The sequence below is a fragment of the Marinobacter sp. EVN1 genome, assembly GCF_000475375.1.
In the GTDB taxonomy this organism is placed as follows: Bacteria; Pseudomonadota; Gammaproteobacteria; order Pseudomonadales; family Oleiphilaceae; genus Marinobacter; species Marinobacter nauticus.
Genome location: NZ_AXCB01000023.1, coordinates 98827 through 116258, shown reverse-complemented (window position 1 = coordinate 116258; position 17432 = coordinate 98827). Strand labels below are relative to the sequence as shown.

18 protein-coding genes are annotated in these 17432 nt (G+C 58.5%); 6 read left to right on the top strand and 12 right to left on the bottom strand.

Going from position 1 to position 17432, the window contains the following annotated elements; genetic code table 11:
• Window positions 1-28 precede the first annotated feature (28 nt).
• From mreC to Q674_RS32135, 6 genes are read left to right on the top strand one after another with little or no spacing between them, the layout of a single operon-like run.
• Window positions 29-895, top strand: a complete 867-nt coding sequence (gene mreC / locus Q674_RS32160; RefSeq protein WP_081432089.1) for a rod shape-determining protein MreC — start codon at window positions 29-31, stop codon at window positions 893-895.
• On the top strand, window positions 895-1371 hold the full coding sequence (mreD, locus tag Q674_RS32155) for a rod shape-determining protein MreD (protein ID WP_011786171.1): 477 nt from the start codon (window positions 895-897) through the stop codon (window positions 1369-1371). Before mreC ends, mreD begins: the two co-directional genes overlap by 1 nt.
• A 4-nt stretch (window positions 1372-1375) precedes the next feature.
• Window positions 1376-1978, top strand: a complete 603-nt coding sequence (locus Q674_RS32150; protein ID WP_023009074.1) for a Maf family protein — start codon at window positions 1376-1378, stop codon at window positions 1976-1978.
• Window positions 1975-3456 (top strand): ribonuclease G, encoded by a 1482-nt coding sequence (rng, locus tag Q674_RS32145; RefSeq protein WP_023009073.1) that lies wholly within the window; start codon window positions 1975-1977, stop codon window positions 3454-3456. Before Q674_RS32150 ends, rng begins: the two co-directional genes overlap by 4 nt.
• A 37-nt stretch (window positions 3457-3493) precedes the next feature.
• Window positions 3494-7204 carry a YhdP family protein gene (locus tag Q674_RS32140; protein WP_023009072.1) on the top strand — a complete coding sequence of 1237 codons (3711 nt, stop codon included), beginning with the start codon at window positions 3494-3496 and terminating at the stop codon, window positions 7202-7204.
• Window positions 7205-7214: 10 nt separating this feature from the next.
• Complete coding sequence (locus Q674_RS32135) at window positions 7215-8039, top strand: carbon-nitrogen hydrolase family protein (RefSeq protein WP_023009071.1); 825 nt, start codon at window positions 7215-7217, stop codon at window positions 8037-8039.
• Here Q674_RS32135 and yjgA read toward each other — a convergent pair whose 3' ends face one another.
• The 12 genes from yjgA to Q674_RS32075 form a co-directional block, all read right to left on the bottom strand.
• The gene (yjgA, locus tag Q674_RS32130; RefSeq protein ID WP_011786166.1) at window positions 8040-8564 is read right to left on the bottom strand and encodes a ribosome biogenesis factor YjgA; all 525 of its coding nucleotides are present in this window, start codon (window positions 8562-8564) and stop codon (window positions 8040-8042) included.
• A 17-nt stretch (window positions 8565-8581) separates the two neighbouring features.
• The gene (gene mgtE, locus Q674_RS32125) at window positions 8582-9943 is read right to left on the bottom strand and encodes a magnesium transporter (protein ID WP_011786165.1); all 1362 of its coding nucleotides are present in this window, start codon (window positions 9941-9943) and stop codon (window positions 8582-8584) included.
• A 91-nt stretch (window positions 9944-10034) separates the two neighbouring features.
• Window positions 10035-10304, bottom strand: a complete 270-nt coding sequence (locus Q674_RS32120; RefSeq protein WP_011786164.1) for an HPr family phosphocarrier protein — start codon at window positions 10302-10304, stop codon at window positions 10035-10037.
• 6 nt (window positions 10305-10310) lie between these two features.
• The gene (rapZ, locus tag Q674_RS32115; RefSeq protein WP_023009070.1) at window positions 10311-11195 is read right to left on the bottom strand and encodes an RNase adapter RapZ; all 885 of its coding nucleotides are present in this window, start codon (window positions 11193-11195) and stop codon (window positions 10311-10313) included.
• Window positions 11196-11249: 54 nt separating this feature from the next.
• The gene (gene ptsN, locus Q674_RS32110; protein WP_022992011.1) at window positions 11250-11720 is read right to left on the bottom strand and encodes a PTS IIA-like nitrogen regulatory protein PtsN; all 471 of its coding nucleotides are present in this window, start codon (window positions 11718-11720) and stop codon (window positions 11250-11252) included.
• 88 nt (window positions 11721-11808) lie between these two features.
• Window positions 11809-12117, bottom strand: a complete 309-nt coding sequence (hpf, locus tag Q674_RS32105) for a ribosome hibernation promoting factor (RefSeq protein ID WP_023009069.1) — start codon at window positions 12115-12117, stop codon at window positions 11809-11811.
• Between the two features lie 73 nt (window positions 12118-12190).
• Window positions 12191-13720 carry an RNA polymerase factor sigma-54 gene (locus Q674_RS32100; RefSeq protein WP_036149291.1) on the bottom strand — a complete coding sequence of 510 codons (1530 nt, stop codon included), beginning with the start codon at window positions 13718-13720 and terminating at the stop codon, window positions 12191-12193.
• A 188-nt stretch (window positions 13721-13908) separates the two neighbouring features.
• Window positions 13909-14634 carry an LPS export ABC transporter ATP-binding protein gene (gene lptB, locus Q674_RS32095; RefSeq protein WP_014422107.1) on the bottom strand — a complete coding sequence of 242 codons (726 nt, stop codon included), beginning with the start codon at window positions 14632-14634 and terminating at the stop codon, window positions 13909-13911.
• Window positions 14612-15178 (bottom strand): lipopolysaccharide transport periplasmic protein LptA, encoded by a 567-nt coding sequence (gene lptA / locus Q674_RS32090; protein ID WP_031210188.1) that lies wholly within the window; start codon window positions 15176-15178, stop codon window positions 14612-14614. The genes lptB and lptA overlap by 23 nt, the downstream gene beginning before the upstream one ends.
• Window positions 15162-15761, bottom strand: coding sequence for an LPS export ABC transporter periplasmic protein LptC (lptC, locus tag Q674_RS32085; protein ID WP_023009067.1), 600 nt, complete (start codon window positions 15759-15761; stop codon window positions 15162-15164). Before lptC ends, lptA begins: the two co-directional genes overlap by 17 nt.
• Window positions 15758-16327, bottom strand: a complete 570-nt coding sequence (locus Q674_RS32080) for a KdsC family phosphatase (protein WP_014422104.1) — start codon at window positions 16325-16327, stop codon at window positions 15758-15760. The genes lptC and Q674_RS32080 overlap by 4 nt, the downstream gene beginning before the upstream one ends.
• On the bottom strand, window positions 16327-17316 hold the full coding sequence (locus Q674_RS32075) for a KpsF/GutQ family sugar-phosphate isomerase (protein ID WP_011786155.1): 990 nt from the start codon (window positions 17314-17316) through the stop codon (window positions 16327-16329). The genes Q674_RS32080 and Q674_RS32075 overlap by 1 nt, the downstream gene beginning before the upstream one ends.
• Between the last annotated feature and the right edge of the window lie 116 nt (window positions 17317-17432).

Here is a 17432-nt window from a genome sequence, read left to right as displayed (position 1 = left end):
CCCGTGGGAGGGCTAAGCCATTAAGACCATATTCGTCCAGGGGCCGGTACCCGGTTTCCGGCTGTTTCTCGTCGTTCTGTTATCGGCAGCGTTAATCGCTGCCGATGCCCGTTTTGACAAGCTCACCACCGTCCGCAGCACTCTTGCCACCGGTCTGGCACCGGTGTACTGGCTTGGCAATGCCCCATATTCCTTTGCTGACTGGTTTTCCGGCCTGTTTGTTAGCCGTGATGATCTGCAGCAGGAGAACGAAGAGCTCAAAACCCGCCTGCTGATTCTGGAGCGTCGTGCTCTCAAGTACGCGGCTCTGGCGTCGGAGAATAACGAGCTGCGCCGGCTGCTGAATTCTTCCGAAGTACTGGATGACCGGGTCATTGTGGGCGAAGTGGTGGGGGTCTCCCCGGATCCGTTCTCCCACGAGATCATCATTAACAAGGGCGAGAGTGATGGTGTCACGACTGGTCAGGCGGTACTGGACGCAGAGGGCCTGATGGGCCAGGTGATCCAGACCAGCCAGTTCACCTCCCGTGTCCTCCTGGTGTCCGACAGCAGTCACGCCGTTCCTGTTGAGGTGGTACGTAATGGTCTGCGTTCGATTTTGCTGGGTAACGGCGAAACCGATGAGCTGGATCTGGTTCACGTACCGGATACTGCTGACATCCGCGAGGGCGACATGCTGGTCAGTTCCGGTCTTGGCGGGCGATTCCCCCGGGGCTACCCGGTGGCAGAGGTCAGTTCCATCGTCAAAGAGCCGGGGGAGCCTTTTGTGACCATTCAGGCCGCGCCCAAAGCCCGCCTCAACCAGAGCCGGCTGGTGCTGATCGTATTTCAGCCGGAAGAGCGTTCGGTGCCCGAAAATGGGCAGGCGGCCCCGGATAACGAGGAGGCAAACTGATGTTGTCTGTCATCAGTTATCCGCTGTTCGCCATCACCGTGGTGTTATCGTTGGTGTTGAGTATCTCCCTGTTCCCGGTGGACTGGTTTCAGTTTCGCCCGGAGTGGCTCGGACTGATTGTCTTCTACTGGACCTTCCGCGCCCCGGCCCAGTTTGGCATTCTGATGGCCTGGTGCCTGGGGTTGTTACTGGATATTCTCGAGTCTACCCCGCTGGGCGTGAATGCCATGGGCATGGCCCTGATCGCCTTTCTGGTGCTGACCATTCACCAGCGGTTGCGGATGTATCCGCTGCCCCAGCAGTGCCTGATGGTGTTTCTGTTATTGGGCATCAACCAGATGCTGGTACATTTCGTGAAACAGTTACTGGGTGCTGAAAGCGCCGGTTTCAGCTACTTGTGGCCAGCCTTGACGAGCGCTCTGGCCTGGCCTGTGGTCAGTGGCGTACTGGACACAATCAACCGTAAACTGGGATAACTGTATGAGCTGCCTCATTCTGGCCTCGGCATCACCGCGCCGCGCTGAGTTGCTGAGACAGATCGGTGCTGACTTTCAGGTGGCGCCTGCCGAGATAGACGAGACTCCGCAACCGGGTGAAGCGGCTCAGCACTATGTTGAGCGCCTGGCCCGGGAGAAAGCCTCTTGTGTTGCCGGTGAGGCCCCGGGTGCCTGGGTACTGGGGTCTGACACCTCTGTTGTTGTAGACGGAGAGATTCTTGGGAAACCGGAGTCCGATACTCAGGCTTGTGAGATGTTGCGCCGGTTATCTGGAAGAACCCATCAGGTGATGACCGCGATCGCTCTGGCGCAGGAGCAGAAGTGTCGGTCATTGGTGGTGGTCACCGATGTCAGCTTTCGGGAGCTCTCAGAAGCCGAAATTGTCGCCTACGTCGCCACCGGTGAACCCATGGACAAGGCGGGAAGCTACGGAATTCAGGGACTTGGTGGTATCTTTGTTCGGGAACTCAAGGGCAGCTACAGCGCTGTGGTGGGTTTGCCCCTGCAGGAAACCGCAGAGTTATTGGCAGATGCCGGCGACCCTGTCTGGCGCCACTGGCCATGCAGTAAGGAGAGCCAAGCATGAGTGAAGAGATCCTGATCAACGTGACTCCGGTGGAAACCCGGGTCGCCCTCGTTGAAAACGGCATGTTGCAGGAAGCCTATATCGAGCGCACCAGTCGCAAGGGGATTGTCGGCAACATCTACAAGGGCAAGGTCGTTCGGGTGCTGCCCGGCATGGAAGCCGCGTTCGTGGACATCGGCCTGGAACGGGCGGCTTTCATTCATGCGTCCGACGTCGTCAGTGGCCAGACATCTGGCGACGAACCGTCAGACGCCCCCAGGACCGTACCGGATATCCGTACCCTGTTGCGGGAGGGGCAGTCCCTGGTGGTGCAGGTAACCAAGGACCCGATTGGTACCAAGGGTGCGCGACTCACCACCCAGCTTTCCATTCCCTCCCGTTATCTGGTGTTCATGCCAGGCGTCTGCCATGTCGGGATTTCCCAGCGTATTGAAGATGATAATGAGCGCGCGCGGCTGAAATCCCTGATCGAGGAAGGTGCAGCGGAACACGATGATGTGCAGGGTGGCTATATCATCCGCACCGCGGCAGAGGCTGCCTCGGCCGAAGATCTGATTGCGGATATGACCTACCTGCACCGGCTCAGCCAGTCGATCCAGGAGCGCATTGCCAAAGCGCCGGCACCCTCGGTGGTCTATCAGGACTTGCCGTTGTTTATTCGCACCATCCGGGATCTGATCCGACCGCAAACGGAAAAAGTGCGTATTGATAGTCGCGAGAGCTATCAGCGGGTAATGGAGTTTGTTAAAGAATTCGTCACTGAGTTTGCTGAAAAGGTGGAGTACTACCCGGGTGAGCGGCCTATCTTTGACCTGTATTCGGTTGAAGATGAAATCCAGAAAGCCCTGAGCCGTAAGGTGCAGCTCAAATCCGGTGGCTATGTGATCATCGATCAGACCGAAGCGATGACGACCATCGACATCAACACCGGTGCCTTTGTGGGCCACCGCAATCTGGAAGAGACCATCTTCAAAACCAATCTGGAAGCCGCCCGGTCGATCAGTCGTCAGCTTCGGCTGCGGAATCTGGGCGGGATCATCATCATCGACTTTATCGACATGGAAGATCCCGAACACCAGCGCCAGGTGCACAGGATGCTGGAGAAAATGCTGGAACGGGATCACGCCAAAACCAAGATCACCGGCGTTTCCGAGCTGGGCCTTGTGGAGATGACCCGAAAACGCACCACCGAAAGCCTGGGTCAGGTTCTGTGCGAGCCGTGCCCGATCTGTGATGGCCGGGGATTCCTGAAAACCGCCGAAACCGTATGCTACGAAATCTTCAGGGAAATCCTGCGCGTTAACCGTGCGTATGAGGCCGAGAATTACCTGGTGATGGCGTCCCAGAAGGTGGTGGACCGCCTGCTGGATGAAGAGTCAGACAACGTTGCGGACCTTGAAACCTTTATCAGTAAAACCATTCGCTTCCAGGTTGAGCCTTTCTACAGCCAGGAACAGTACGACGTTGTTTTGCTCTGACACCTGAGCAGCAGGGCGTTGCAGGGAGCTGAGTCTTATGTCGATCCGCGAGCCGGACAGTTCGCAACCAGCCGAGGATGAGCGCGGTCTGGTTGCCCGCGGGTTGGCGGTCTTTGCCAGTGTGGTCTGGTGGTCCATCCTGACGCTGCTGGTGTTATTCGCACTCTATGTTGGTGTCGGTCGCCAGCTCACCTCTGATATCAACAGCTTTTCTGATGAACTGGCGGCTTCGCTCTCCGAAGCCACAGGCCTGGATGTGTCTGTTGGCCGTTTATCCTCCCAATGGTATTGGCTGGATCCTTCCATTACCGCCAAAGACATCACCATCAATTCTCCGGATTCAGACCGCATTGCCGCGGAACTTGAGCACCTGGAATTGCGGCTCGATTTTTTTGCCTCCCTGTTCCGCTTCCGCCTGGTGTTCCGCAATTTTGACGCTGACGGTCTGGCGTTAACGGTGGTGCGCCCTACCGAGGATCCGTTTATCAATCCGGTCGAAGAGTTTGCGGAGCTGGCCGAGCCGGGTGCGCCGGAACTCCAGGAGTGGATTCGCCTGGCTGGCCGCTGGTTGTCGAATCCGGAAGTCCGGGTGACACGGGTCAGCCTGGCGCTGGGCCCGAGCCGGCAGAACCTGCGTTTTCTGGATATTCCACAGCTTGATCTGTCCTACCAAGGCGGCTTGTTCCAGGCCGCAGGCCGGGCCATGCAGAGCGGTACAACCACACAGCTGGCCAGTTTTGCTCTGGTAGGACAGCGGTTTTTCAGGGGTGAGTTTACCGGTCAACTTTACCTGGATGTGGATTCCGGTCGACTGTTCGACGGCCTGATTGATGATCTGAACTGGCGAGGCATACGGGTTGAAGGCTTCGATCTGGGGGGCAGTGCCTGGCTAAGCTTTGAGGATGGCGAGCTGCAGCAGGTTCAGGGCCAGGTTCGCACCCCCTATCTTCAGTTAGGTGTTAACCGTGAATCTCTGGCGCCTCTTGAAGATATTCAGGCTCACTTCGGTTGGCGGCGGGGGGAGGCCCTACGTTTGCAGAAGCTTCGCTGGGACTGGATCGGCGATCAGGTTCTGCCGTTCAGTGTTCGCATCGAAGACGGTCAGGATGAGCTTAAGCTGGTGGCAGACTCACTGCCGCTCAAGCCTTTGCGGCGATTGGTTCAGGCCCTGGAGCTGCTGCCGGATGCTGCCAGTGAGGCGCTGGAGCATTACCAGCCTGCGGGTTTTCTGGACGATATGTTGTTTACTCTGCCAGAGCAGGGCTCCCGGTTCTCGTTAAGTGCCAGATTGCGGGAGTTCGGGGTGCGGGCCTGGTCTGGCGCCCCCCGCGCCGAGGGGCTATATGGCTTTATCCAGATGAATTCAGACAGTGGCAGGGTGACCCTGGATACACCAGAACCCGTCATGCTGGGCTTTCCGCAGTTGTTCAACACTGACTGGACGCTGGACTCCCTATCCGGAACCGTCGCCTGGACCCTGGAAGGAGGGATCACCAGGGTATTCTCCGATGATCTGGAGTTTCTCTATCGCTCAGATACCCGGTTAAGCGGCGCCTTTGACCTGCGGCTGGATCGATACGGAGAGGACAATCTTGGTTTGAGCGTCGGCGTAGACGGCGGCAATGCCGATATGCTGGCGGATTTCGTGCCGGCGAATGCTGTGGGTGAAGGGCTTTACGAATGGCTCACCAACAGTATTCCGGAGGCCAGCATTCGGGGGCAGTACTATGGCCACGGCCGTATCGATTCCGCCGCGCCGTCTGGATCGTTTGTTTCCTCCATGTGGTATGAATTCGATAACGCCACGATTCGATACGACCAGCGCTGGCCATCTGTGGAGCGGGCCAGCGGGCGGGTTGAGATCCAGAATGCTGACACCCGGGTAACACTCGCTCGGGGCGAGATTGGTGGGTTGGAGCTGGAAAACGCCAGTGTTCACGTCCTTCCCGGAGATGGGGAAGCTGGCACGCTGGTGCGCGTAGATGCAGTGTCGACGGTTCCGGCAGAGAGAATACCCTGGTGGCTGGCCAATACTCCGTTGGGGGAATTGTTGGGATACGGTAACACCCGTGCCCGTTATGACGGGGAGTTTGAGCTGAGTCTTGGGCTGGAGCTACCGCTATCGCAAGGGCAGGACACCCGGGTTACGGCGCAGGTAAAAACCGACAATGCCGGATTCCAATTACCGGATGCGGGACTTCGCTGGCGGAATATTCGGGCTGACCTGACTTACGACAGTGTTGATGGATTTTCCGGGCCACCGGTCACTGCTCGTTTTTTCGATCAACCGGTCAGTGTTGTTTTTTCCACCGCGGAGGCCGGCGACGCCATGCTGATACGCCAGCAAGGTGGTCTGAAGCTGCCAGGCTCCCTGGCGGCCTTTGGCCTGGCTAACGATGCGGCGCGCGGGCTTTCCGGAGAACTTGTCTACACCGCTGAGCTGGAATTAGGCGGTGCCAGCGAACCGGTGATTTCCCTGTTTTCAGACCTTGAAGGTCTGCAGGTGGATTGGCCCAAACCACTGGCAAAGACCGCGCGCGAGCGAACCCCCCTGTCGGTCCGGGTTGATCCGTTCCAGAGCGAAGGCGTGGCGATCGCTGCGCAATGGCAGGATCGTCTGGACGCTGAACTTCGTTTTAAAGAGACGGGCTTCGAGCTGGTCTTCGAACATTTGAATCTGGGCGCTCACCATCTGACCAATATCGCCATTGATGCGCTTGAGCTGGAGGACCGGTGGGTCGTTCATACCGACTCGGATCGGGCCCGGGGCAGGGTGGTGTTACCCAGAGAAGGAGGCACGGTAGAGGCCGACTTTGCAACCCTGCGCCTGGTACGGGAGACCAGTGCCGCAGAGCAGGACAACGAATTTCTGACTCTTGAGGAGCAGTTGCAGGCGTTCAGGGAGCTGGATATGGGAAATTGGCCCGACATTGATGCCAGAATCTCGGATCTCCGGCTGGATGGCGAGTCAGCGGGAAGCTGGCGTTTCAAGCTGCGCCCTGAACCCTATCGGTTGCGTGTGCAGGAGGTGGAAGGCCGGCTTGGATCCCTGGTGTTGTCCGGCGATATGACCTGGAGCATTGTGGATGACCGGGAAACGACCCGGTTTACTGGTAAGCTGGAGGGCGGGGCCCTTAAGGATCTGGAAGCGCTGACTGGCAGCACCATTCCGATGACCAACGAAGAAACGGCGGTTGAACTGGATCTGGATTGGCCGGGAAGCCCGAACAACATTGCTCTCAGCAAGATAAGCGGCACGGTCAGTGCCCGCCTGGACGACGGCATGATCATGGAGCAGAGCAATTCGGCGCAATTGTTCCGGATCTTCAACCTGCTGAACACTGATACGCTCTGGCGCAGGTTGCGGCTGGACTTCTCGGATCTGTACGAACGGGGCGTAGCCTTTGACGCCATTTCCGGTAAAGCCAACATCATAAATGGCCTGGTGACCATGGATCCGGAACTGCAACTGGTGGGTCCGTCCGGCGCGTTCAAACTCAGTGGCAATACCAACATGGCCGAAGAAACGTTGGATATGCGCCTGGTCCTAGTGCTACCCGTGACACAGAATCTGCCCCTGGCTGCCATACTGATGGGGGCGAGCGCCCCCATCGGCGGCGCCTTGTTCGTGCTCGATAAAATTCTGGGCGACCCGTTGAGCAAACTGACCAGTGCCACGTACAGTGTCACAGGAACCTGGAGCAATCCGGAAGTGGATCTGCGGGGCGTGTTCGATACCGGTGAGTAAGGAGGCCATGATGGTTCAGGTCGCGGCAATACAAATGGTCAGTACCCATGACATCGATGCCAACCTTGAAGAGGCCCGCAGACTGCTGGCTGAAGCGGCAGGCGCAGGGGCGAAGGTGGCGGTGTTGCCCGAGAACTTCGCCGTTCTGGCCACCGCGCAGATGCTGGAGTGCGGCCGCCGGGAGGCGAGTAGCGAGCCTGTTATCCGTCGCTTTCTGGCCGAGCAGGCCCGGTCATTGGGGCTCTGGATTGTCGGCGGTTCCCTGCCGTTGGCCAGTCGGCGAGATGGTTCAGAGATAACAGACCGGGTACGCGCCACCTGTCTGGTGTACAACGATCATGGCGAAGAAGTGGCCCGCTACGACAAGATTCACCTGTTTGACGCCATGGTTGAAGACGCCCACGGCCAGTATCGGGAATCGGATACCTTTGAGCCCGGTGATCAGGCGATTACGGTGGATACGCCGGCCGGACGACTGGGGTTGGCGATCTGTTACGACCTTCGCTTTCCAGAACTGTTCCGGGCCTTGAGAGAGCAGGGCGCCGAATGGGTCTGCCTGCCCAGCGCCTTTACCTGGCATACGGGCAATGCCCATTGGCACGCCCTGATACGCGCCCGCGCCATTGAAAACCAGGTCTGGATGGTGGCGCCGGGGCAAGGGGGGCAGAACAGTAGCCGGCGAAGAACCTATGGCCACAGCCTGATCTGCGATCCCTGGGGTAAGATCGTCAGTGAGTTCGACGAAGGTCCGGGCATGGCTTGCGCCAATCTGGACCTGGAGCAACTGCATCAGTTGCGAAGCCGTATGCCCGTGTGGGAGCACCGGCGGCTCTGATTACTGCTCGGCGTCGTCGATCCATTCCCGCAGAGCCCGGAACAGCTTTCGGGCCTGGCCGGTATTCTTGCCTTTTTCGACTTCCTTGCGGGCATTGCGCACCAGATTGCGCAGGTGCTGTACATCGGCCGAAGGGCAGTAATCAATAAACTCTCCTACCACCTTGTCACCTTCGGAAATCATCCGGTCGCGCCAGCGCTCGGCCAGATGGTGTCGGCGGGTATGCTCTTCGCTGCCAGCGTGGAAGGCGTCGATGGCACGGCCAATAGCTTCGGGGTCGTCCTCCTGGCGCAACACCTTACCAATGTACTGCAAGTGTCGCCGGCGGGCCTCACGCTGGGGAATCCGGCGTGATTCAATGATCGCCGCTTTCAGGGTCTCGCTGATGCTCAGGGTGGCCAGCTGTTCGTCGTTCAGGTCCAGCATGCGTTTGCCCAGATCCTGAAGCGCGTGCATTTCGCGCTTCAGCTGCGATTTGCTGGGGCCAAGGTCGTCCTGGAATTCGTCGTCAAATTGGTCAGTCATGGTAGGTCACAGGTTGCTCAGGCATAGAAAATGGTGGCCAGTCCCAGGAAGGCCATGAAGCCGACAACGTCGGTTACGGTGGTGAGTATCACACTGCCGGCCAGGGCCGGGTCAATGTTCCGGGATTTCAGGAACAGCGGCAAGACGGTGCCCACCAGCGCCGCCGCCACCAGGTTAATCACCAGTGCCGCCGCGATGATGGCACCAATCAGCCAGTCCTGGAACCAGACCACCGCGGCGGTGGCAACCACCACCGCCCACAGCAGGCCGTTCAGTACCCCGGACAGAAACTCACGGTTCAGCAGCCAGCCCACGTTGGCACCGCTGATCTGGCCAACGGCCATACCCCGGATCACCAGGGTCAGAGTCTGGCTACCGGCAATGCCGCCCATGCTGGCCACAATTGGCATCAGTACGGCCAGTGCAACGACTTTGGCAATAGTGTCTTCAAACAGTCCAATCACGGCCGATGCGGTAAAGGCCGTGATCAGATTGATGCCCAGCCAGACCGCGCGCCGGCGGGTGGTCTTCATCACCGGGGCAAAGGTGTCCTCGTCTTCATCCAGACCAGCCATACTCATCAGGGAATGGTCTGCGTCCTCACGGATAACGTCGACCACGTCATCGATGGTGATCCGGCCCAGCAGCTTGTTGGTCTCATCCACCACAGGGGCAGAAATCAGGTCGTAGCGTTCGAACAGAGTGGCGACCTTGGTGTCGGACAGGGACACGGGAATGGGTTCAATGTCCGTGTCCATCACTTCCCGAACGGTAGCCGCGGGATTGGATACCAGCATCCGGGTAATGGGCAGCATGCCGATAAACTCGTCCCGACGGCTGACCACAATCAGGCTGTCGGTCATCGGGGGCAGGCTGCGGTGACGGCGCAGGTAGCGCAACACAACGTCGATGCTGATGTCCGGCCGCACCGTGATGGTGTCGGTGTTCATCAGGCCGCCAGCAGTGTCCTCCGGGTAAGCGAGGACTTCCTCTACCCGCTGACGGTCTTGCTCATCCATGGTGTCCAGGACTTCCTGGATCACCGTGTCCGGCAATTGCTGAAGCAAGTCGGCCAGGTCATCCGACTCGAAATCTTCCAGAATGTCCGCAAGCTCCTGCGCGTTCAGCTGGCTCAGGAAGTAGCTACGAATATCGTCGCCAAGGTACTGGAGGACTTCCCCTTCCAGCTGCTTGTCGACCAGGTTCCAGAGCAGGGCCCGTTGGCGTGGTGGCGAGGATTCCAGAAGGTGAGCAATATCGCTGGGGCTCAGACCGCCATTCAGAATGCGGGCCACCTGCTTGAGGGCACCACTGTCCAGCGCTTCACTGAGTGAGCGAAGGCGTTGGCGGGCCTGGCTTTTTTCCAGAATGTCGGTCATTGAACCACCTGCGATCAGAAAACCTTTGCATTATAGCGGAGTTAGGTGGCACACGTGAGAAAGGATTGTAGGTGAATGACGAAACCGGAGGTTATTCCCCTTCACCAAAATAATCGTTGATCAGGGCAGCCAGCGCGTCGATGGCATCCTGTTCGTCCGGGCCATCGGCAACCAGTTCCACTTCGGTGCCCTGGCTGGCGGCCAGCATCATCACCTGCATGATGTTCTTGGCGTCTACGTCCCGGCCTTTGCCGCGGATTCGCACCTTGCTGTCAAAATCTGATGCGGTGGCCACAAGCTTCGCCGTGGCCCGCGCATGCAGGCCGAGTTTGTTGATGATGGTGATGGGGCGGCAAATCATAGGCGCTCAGATTTCTCCCCGGGTTTGAAGGTGTGGCAGTTCGGTGTGGCGCACCTGCACATTACGGTAATGATCGCGGAAATAGCGCCCGAGCTGCTCACACACATAAACAGAGCGGTGCTGGCCACCGGTGCAACCGATGGAAATGGTCATGTAACTACGATTGCTGTCGGCAAACGAGGGCAGCCAGGTATTCAGGAAGCCCGTGACGTCATCCACCATCTGACGTGTCAGCGGTTCCCGTTCCAGAAATTCGATGACCGGCTGATCAACGCCGGTGTGCTTGCGCAGGCTGGTGTCCCAGTATGGATTGGGCAGGCAGCGGACGTCGAAGACATAGTCTGAATCCACCGGCACGCCATGTTTGAAGCCAAAGGACTGGAACAGCAGTGCCAGTTCCTGATCCTTGCGACCGGCCACGCGCTGCTTGATCATGTCGCGTAGCTCGTACATGGAGAGCCCGGTCGTGTTGACGTAAAGATCGGCCAGCTTTGACAGGGGTTCCAGTAATTGCTTTTCGTTGGTGATTGCCTCCCGCAGAGACGTCTTGTCATCGCTCAGCGGATGCTTGCGGCGGGTTGCGTGAAAGCGTTGCAGCAGTGACTGCTCGTCGGCATCCAGGAATATGATTTCAACCTCGACACCGGTCTGCTTCAGTTGCTGGTAAATGGTTTCAAAATTGGCCAGCTCGGCGGACAGGTTACGGGCATCAATACTGACGGCCATTTTTTTCAGCCGGCCGGGCGCTTCCTGGGTGGCCGCCTCTCGGGTCAGCGGGAACAGCAAGCCAATGGGCAGGTTGTCGATGCAGTAGAATCCCAGGTCTTCCAGCACATGCAGGGCCGTACTCTTGCCGGAACCGGATCGGCCACTGACGATAATCAGCTTCATGGGACTGTTTCTCCTTCAATCTGCCTGGCAGCCTGTCCAGATATCAGGCTGATCTCAGTGATTACTCTCCGCCATACGCTGGTAAAGGGTCGCGGGATCTTCACTTTGGCGCAGCCGGGCGCAGAAAGTGCTGTCATTGAAGCGCTCCGCCAGTTGGCTCAGTAACTCCAGGTGTTCACTGGTGGCTTCTTTGGGGACGATCAGGGCAAACACCAGATCTACCGGCTGGTTATCGATAGCATCAAAGTCTACCGGCTCTTCCAGAGTCATCAGTACGCCGATGACGCGGTCCAGGCCTTCCAGTCGGCAGTGGGGGATGGCAATACCCTCACCGATACCGGTGCTACCCAGGCGTTCGCGGGAGACCAGATTGTTGAAGATCTGGGTGTCGCTGAGGATTTCATCCTGAAAGTGAATCCGTTCAGCGATGAACTCCAGCACACGTTTCTTGCTTGAGGCCGGCACCTTACAGAGGGTCAGTTCAGGGGCAAGAATATTGTCGATGGTCAGGGATGGCTCGCTCATGGATCGACTGCATGTCCGTAAAAAAAAGGCTGCGGCCGGTTAGCCCCGCCGCAGCTCGTTTCATGAAACACCCGGTAAGGTTCGCGCTTCAGCGACCGCCGTTACCGTGCATCCGGTCTACGTTCTTTTCCTTGTGCTTGAGGATCTGACGGTCCAGCTTGTCGACCAGAGCGTCGATTGCGGCGTACATGTCCTCACTTTCTGCCTTTGCGTGAATCTCACCACCAATCACGTGCAGCGTGGCTTCCGCCATCTGGCGCACCTTCTCGACCTCCAGGGTGACCTGGCAGTTACTGATGTGGTCGAAGTGACGCTCCAGCTTCTCGAGCTTGGTGTTGACGTAATCCTTCAGAGCGGGAGTCAGTTCTACGTGATGGCCTGAAATGTTGAGTTGCATAGGCGTCTCCTGTTGTCATACTGCCGGCGTGCTTGCCGGCTTGCGTGCCAGTGCATCATGCACCGGCGAAAGTTTAAACCAGGCGTTTTCGTTCGTTCGAGGGAGGAATATGCATGGCCTCCCGGTATTTGGCCACGGTACGCCGCGCCACGTTGATTCCCTGTTCCCCTAGCATGGCTGCAATTTTGCTATCGCTCAATGGCTTTTTCGGGGTTTCCTCGGCAATCAGTTTCTTGATCATCGCCCGGATGGCTGTAGACGAGCATTCGCCGCCCTCGGCGGTGCTGACGTGGCTGGAGAAAAAGTACTTCAGCTCGAAAATACCGCGGGGCGTGTGCATGTACTTCTGGGTGGTAACCCGGGAAATCGTGGACTCGTGCATTTCCACCGCCTGGGCAATGTCAGACAGGATCAGAGGCTTCATGGCTTCTTCGCCCTGATCGAGGAACCCTTGCTGGTGTTCAACGATGCGGGTGGCCACTTTCAGCAGGGTTTCATTCCGGCTTTGCAGGCTCTTGATAAACCATTTCGCTTCTTGCAGCTGGTCGCGCAGGTAGGTGTTATCGGCACTGCTGTCAGCCCGGCGGATCAGTGACGCGTAGCTGGCATTCACCCGGATACGCGGAGCGATTTCCGGGTTGAGTTCAACCCGCCATCGGCCTTCGTGTTTGCGTACGATGACGTCCGGGATAACGTAATCCGGTTCGGCCCGGTCCACGACATCGCCAGGGCGCGGGTTCAGGCTGGTGATCAGGGCCAGTACCTGTTTCAGCTGGTCTTCCTTGAGCCGGCTGCGGCGTAACAGCTGCGCGTAGTCCCGGTTGCCAAGCAGGTGTAGGAACTGGGTAACCACCAGTCTCGCCTGGCGCAGCCAGGGGGTATCCGGTGGCAGCTGGTTGAGCTGAATCAGCAGGCATTCCTGGAGATCCCGAGCGAACACGCCTGGCGGGTCGAAGTGTTGCAGGCGGTGGAGTACCGCTTCCACTTCGTCCAGTTCCAACGGGTCTTCTTCGGTTTCGTCCAGCAGGCCTGCGTGAATGTCCTCAATGTCAGACGTCAGGTAGCCGCGCTCATCCACAGCATCCAGCAGCGCGTGGGCAATGGCCTGATCCCGCTCGCTCAGAGGCGTCAGGTTCAACTGCCACTCGAGGTGATCCTGCAGGGTTTCGGTAGGCGAGTTCCGGGTTTCGAAATCCGATTCGTGCTCGTCTTCGCCTTTGCTGGCCGGAGCCGGGGCAGACTGGTAGATGTCGTCCCAGGCGGTATCCACTGGCAGATCATCGGGAATGTTGTCCGGAATATCGTTCTCGGACGACCAGTCAGGGCCGTTCTCGGTTTCGTCCCAGTCCGGGCTCGCGTCCTGGTGGCTGTCGTCCTGGTTGGCCTCAGAGCTGGAAGCTTCACTGTGCTCGTGCTCTTCGCGCTCGTCGCCTTCAGGGTGCTCATCGTCCTCTGAGGTTTCCAGCATGGGGTTGGACTCCAGCGCCTGCTGGATTTCCTGCTGGAGATCGAGGGTAGAAAGCTGTAGCAGGCGTATGGCCTGCTGCAGCTGGGGCGTCATGGTCAGACTCTGGCCCAGCTTAAGCTGTAATGAGGCTTTCATAACCATGGCTCAAGATCCATAACTCATGGGCATCCCGGTTGTTGCTTTGCCGGCGCACAGGCCGAAAAAAATGTTGTACGCTGGTTACTTGCCATTGTCTGTGAACAGTATAAGCAAGTTTTTTGCCGAGTTTACTTGCTACAGATCATCAAAACAATCAGACCTCGGATAAACCCTGTTTTATCAGGTCAGAGCCGGAACTCATCACCCAGATACACTTCTTTCACCTGCTGGTTTGCCAGAATGGCTTCGGCATTGCCGGAGGCGATGATGTGGCCGCCGGAAACGATGTAGGCATTCTCGCAGATGTCGAGGGTTTCCCGAACGTTATGGTCGGTAATCAACACGCCAATACCTTTATCTCGCAGGTGCCGGATAATGTGCTTGATGTCACTGACGGAGATAGGGTCTACGCCCGCGAAGGGTTCGTCCAGCAGGATAAACGCAGGCTCCATGGCCAGCGCCCGGGCGATTTCAACCCTGCGGCGTTCGCCGCCGGATAGCGCCATACCCACGCTGTCACGGATGTGAGTAATATGAAACTCTTCCAGCAACTCTTCCAGCTTGGCCTCCCGTTCCGCCCGACTCATGCCTTTGCGGGTTTCGAGGATGGCCATGATGTTGTCCCGCACGGTCAGTTTGCGAAACACGGAGGCCTCCTGGGGCAGGTAACCGATGCCCTTGCGGGCGCGCCCATGCATTGGCAGCGGGGTGATGTCCTGGGTGTCGATGGTGATCCGGCCGTGATCCGCAGGCACCAGGCCCACGATCATGTAGAAGCAGGTGGTCTTGCCGGCGCCGTTGGGGCCGAGCAGGCCGACAATCTCGCCGGAGCGAATCTCCAGAGAAACGTCCAGCACCACTTTTTTCTGCTTGTAGCTTTTTGCCAGATTACTGGCCCTGAGAACTGCCATCCGAACCTTTCCCGTCACTGGATTGAGCTGAATTACGAGGCTGAATCACCATTTCCACCCGGCCGGAGCCGCCGTCGGATGGCGTGCCGCCTTCCGCAGTAACAACGCGGCGAACGGTGTCGTAGTGGATGACGTCGCCCCGGAATACGTTGCCGTCTTGTTCAATAACGGCCTGGCGTTCAAAAATAACCAGGTTTTCATCGCCAGACCAGGTGATGTTCAGGGCCCTGGCATCGGTCGTGCCTTCGCCTTCCTGGCCGGGTTGCCGGTAATGGGCGGGGTTACCGGCGGCTTCAATCCGGCTGACACCCTGTTGGTTGCGGTAAAGTACCACCCGATCCGCGTCCAGCCGGGTTTCGCCCTGAATCAGTTCGACAGCGCCGGTGTAAACGGCCGTTCCGGCGCTTTCATCCAGGCGGGCCGAATCTGCACTGACCTTTATGGGGATATCGGAATCCAGGTTGAATGCCGATGCCGGTCCGGCCAGCAATGCCATGGCCAGAATCGCTGGCCGGCAGAAAGATCGTTTACCTGACGGTTTCATATTGTCCCTCTACCCGGGAGTTGAGTTCGAGAATGCGTTCGTTGATCCAGGCTTTCATGCCGGTGGAGCGGGTGACGCCGAAAGGCTCGGTGATGGTCACCGGCTGGTCGGTGTAGACGGTGCCGTTGCTGTTGTCCAGGGTCAGTGCCTCGGTTTCAAGAACGGCTTCGCGGCCTTCGGACTGTCGGGTCAATCGGACGTTCCCCATAAGTTCCAGCTTTTCATTGTTCTGCTGAAGGCTACCTTCATTGGACTCAATGAGCCAAGGGTCGGGGCTGCCCTCACTGAAAAGCCGGGCTATTGGCGTATCCAGATGAGCCGTGCCGGTTGCTTCAAACTGCTCAATTCTGGGGCTTTTGAGATCAATCTGGAGGTTCCCTTGCTCATCCCAGGCGCGGTATTGGCCGCCGATCACAAAGCCGTCGGGCTCTGCGGGCCCCCGTAGTTCGCTGGCGGCATTCCGCGGACTGACAGGCTCGTCACTTTGCCACAGCAGAAAAACGGTTGCTGTTACGGTGGCGGCAAGGGCCAGGGCTGTAATCCGCCGTTTGCCACGATCGCCGAAAAGCCGCTCGGTGATCATGCTGGCTCGTCCAGATAGGGGGCAAGAGTGTTGTCCAGGTGCCCTTGCGCCCAGAGCAGGAGATCGCAGGCCTCGCGCACAGCGCCCTGTCCACCGGGGCTGCGGGTACAGTAGTCGGCGTGTTGCTGAACCAGCCAGTAGCCGTTGGGTACCGTGATGCCAAGGCCGGCAAAACGCAGCGCGGGCAGGTCGGGCAGGTCGTCGCCCATGTAGGCAATCTGCTCCGGCGCAAGGTTCATATCCCGGATCAATTCCAGCAATGCAATTTTTTTGTCTTCGCGACCCTGCATCAGGTGCGGGATGCCCAGGTCCGACATTCGTCTTTCCGTAAGCGGAGAGCGTCGTCCGGTAATCACCGCCACGGTGATGCCTGCCTGCATCAGTTGTTTCAGGCCCAGGCCGTCAAGAATGTTGAAGGCCTTGAGTTCATCGCCGCTGGCACTGAAATAGAGGCGGCCATCGCTCATGATGCCGTCCACATCCAGGGCGATCAGGCGAATGTCCGAGGCTTTGGCCTTCAGGGCTGCGTCCCAGTGGGTTTGTAACGGATGCGCTGTCTGAGTCATCAAATCACTCCGGCCCGCAGCAGGTCGTGCATATTAATAGCGCCCACCAGGGTGCCGTTTGCGTCGGTAACCGGCAAGGCGTTGATCTTCATTTCTTCCATGATATTCAAGGCTTCTGCCGCCAGGTGGTCTGCCCGGATGGTTTTGCCGTTGCGGGTCATCACGTCCTGGATGGGGGTAGTGTGCACATCCACGGATTTGTCCAGGGTCCGGCGCAGGTCGCCATCGGTGAAGATGCCCGTCAGGGTGCCGGCGGCATTAACGACCGTGGTCATACCCAGGCCCTTGCGGGTTATTTCCAGCAGTGCCCCGCTCAGGGTTGTGCCCTCGGCAACCTGAGGAATCTGGTCACCGGTGTGCATGATGTCGGATACCCGCAGCAGCAGGCGGCGTCCAAGGCTGCCGCCAGGGTGGGAAAACGCGAAATCCTCGGCGCTGAATCCCCGGGCTTCAAGCAGCGCTACGGCCAGGGCATCCCCCATGACCAGGGTGGCGGTGGTGCTGGAGGTCGGGGCCAGGCCCAGCGGGCAGGCTTCAATGGCCACGCTGACATCCAGGTTGGCAACGGCCTCCTGTGCCAGTACGGAATCGGGTTTGCCTGTCATGCTGATCAATGGCGCGCCCATTCGCTTGATCAGAGGGAGAATGGTGACCACTTCGCTGGTGCTGCCGCTGTTGGATATGGCGATGACCACATCCTGGGGTGTTATCATGCCCAGATCGCCATGGCTGGCTTCGCCGGGATGAACAAAAAAGGCGGGCGTGCCCGTGCTGGCGAGCGTGGCGGCAATCTTGTTGCCGATGTGCCCCGATTTGCCCATACCTGTCACCACAACCCGGCCTTTGCAGGCCATGATGACCTCGCAGGCGCGGCTGAAATCACCGTTTATACGGCTTTCCAGCGCTTCAATGGCTTCGCGCTCGATGCGGATTGCCCGTAGGGCCGAGTTGCAAAAGTCCTGGGTGTTGAAGGTATTTGATTCGGTCATGTCGGCTGGCTGTCTGCTCGATCTGGGATTTGAGGGCGAAGTATATCACTTCTGGTGCCCCGGGCTCGCCTGCATCAGGGATTCTGATCATTGCCATCAAGACATTTTACGTTGCT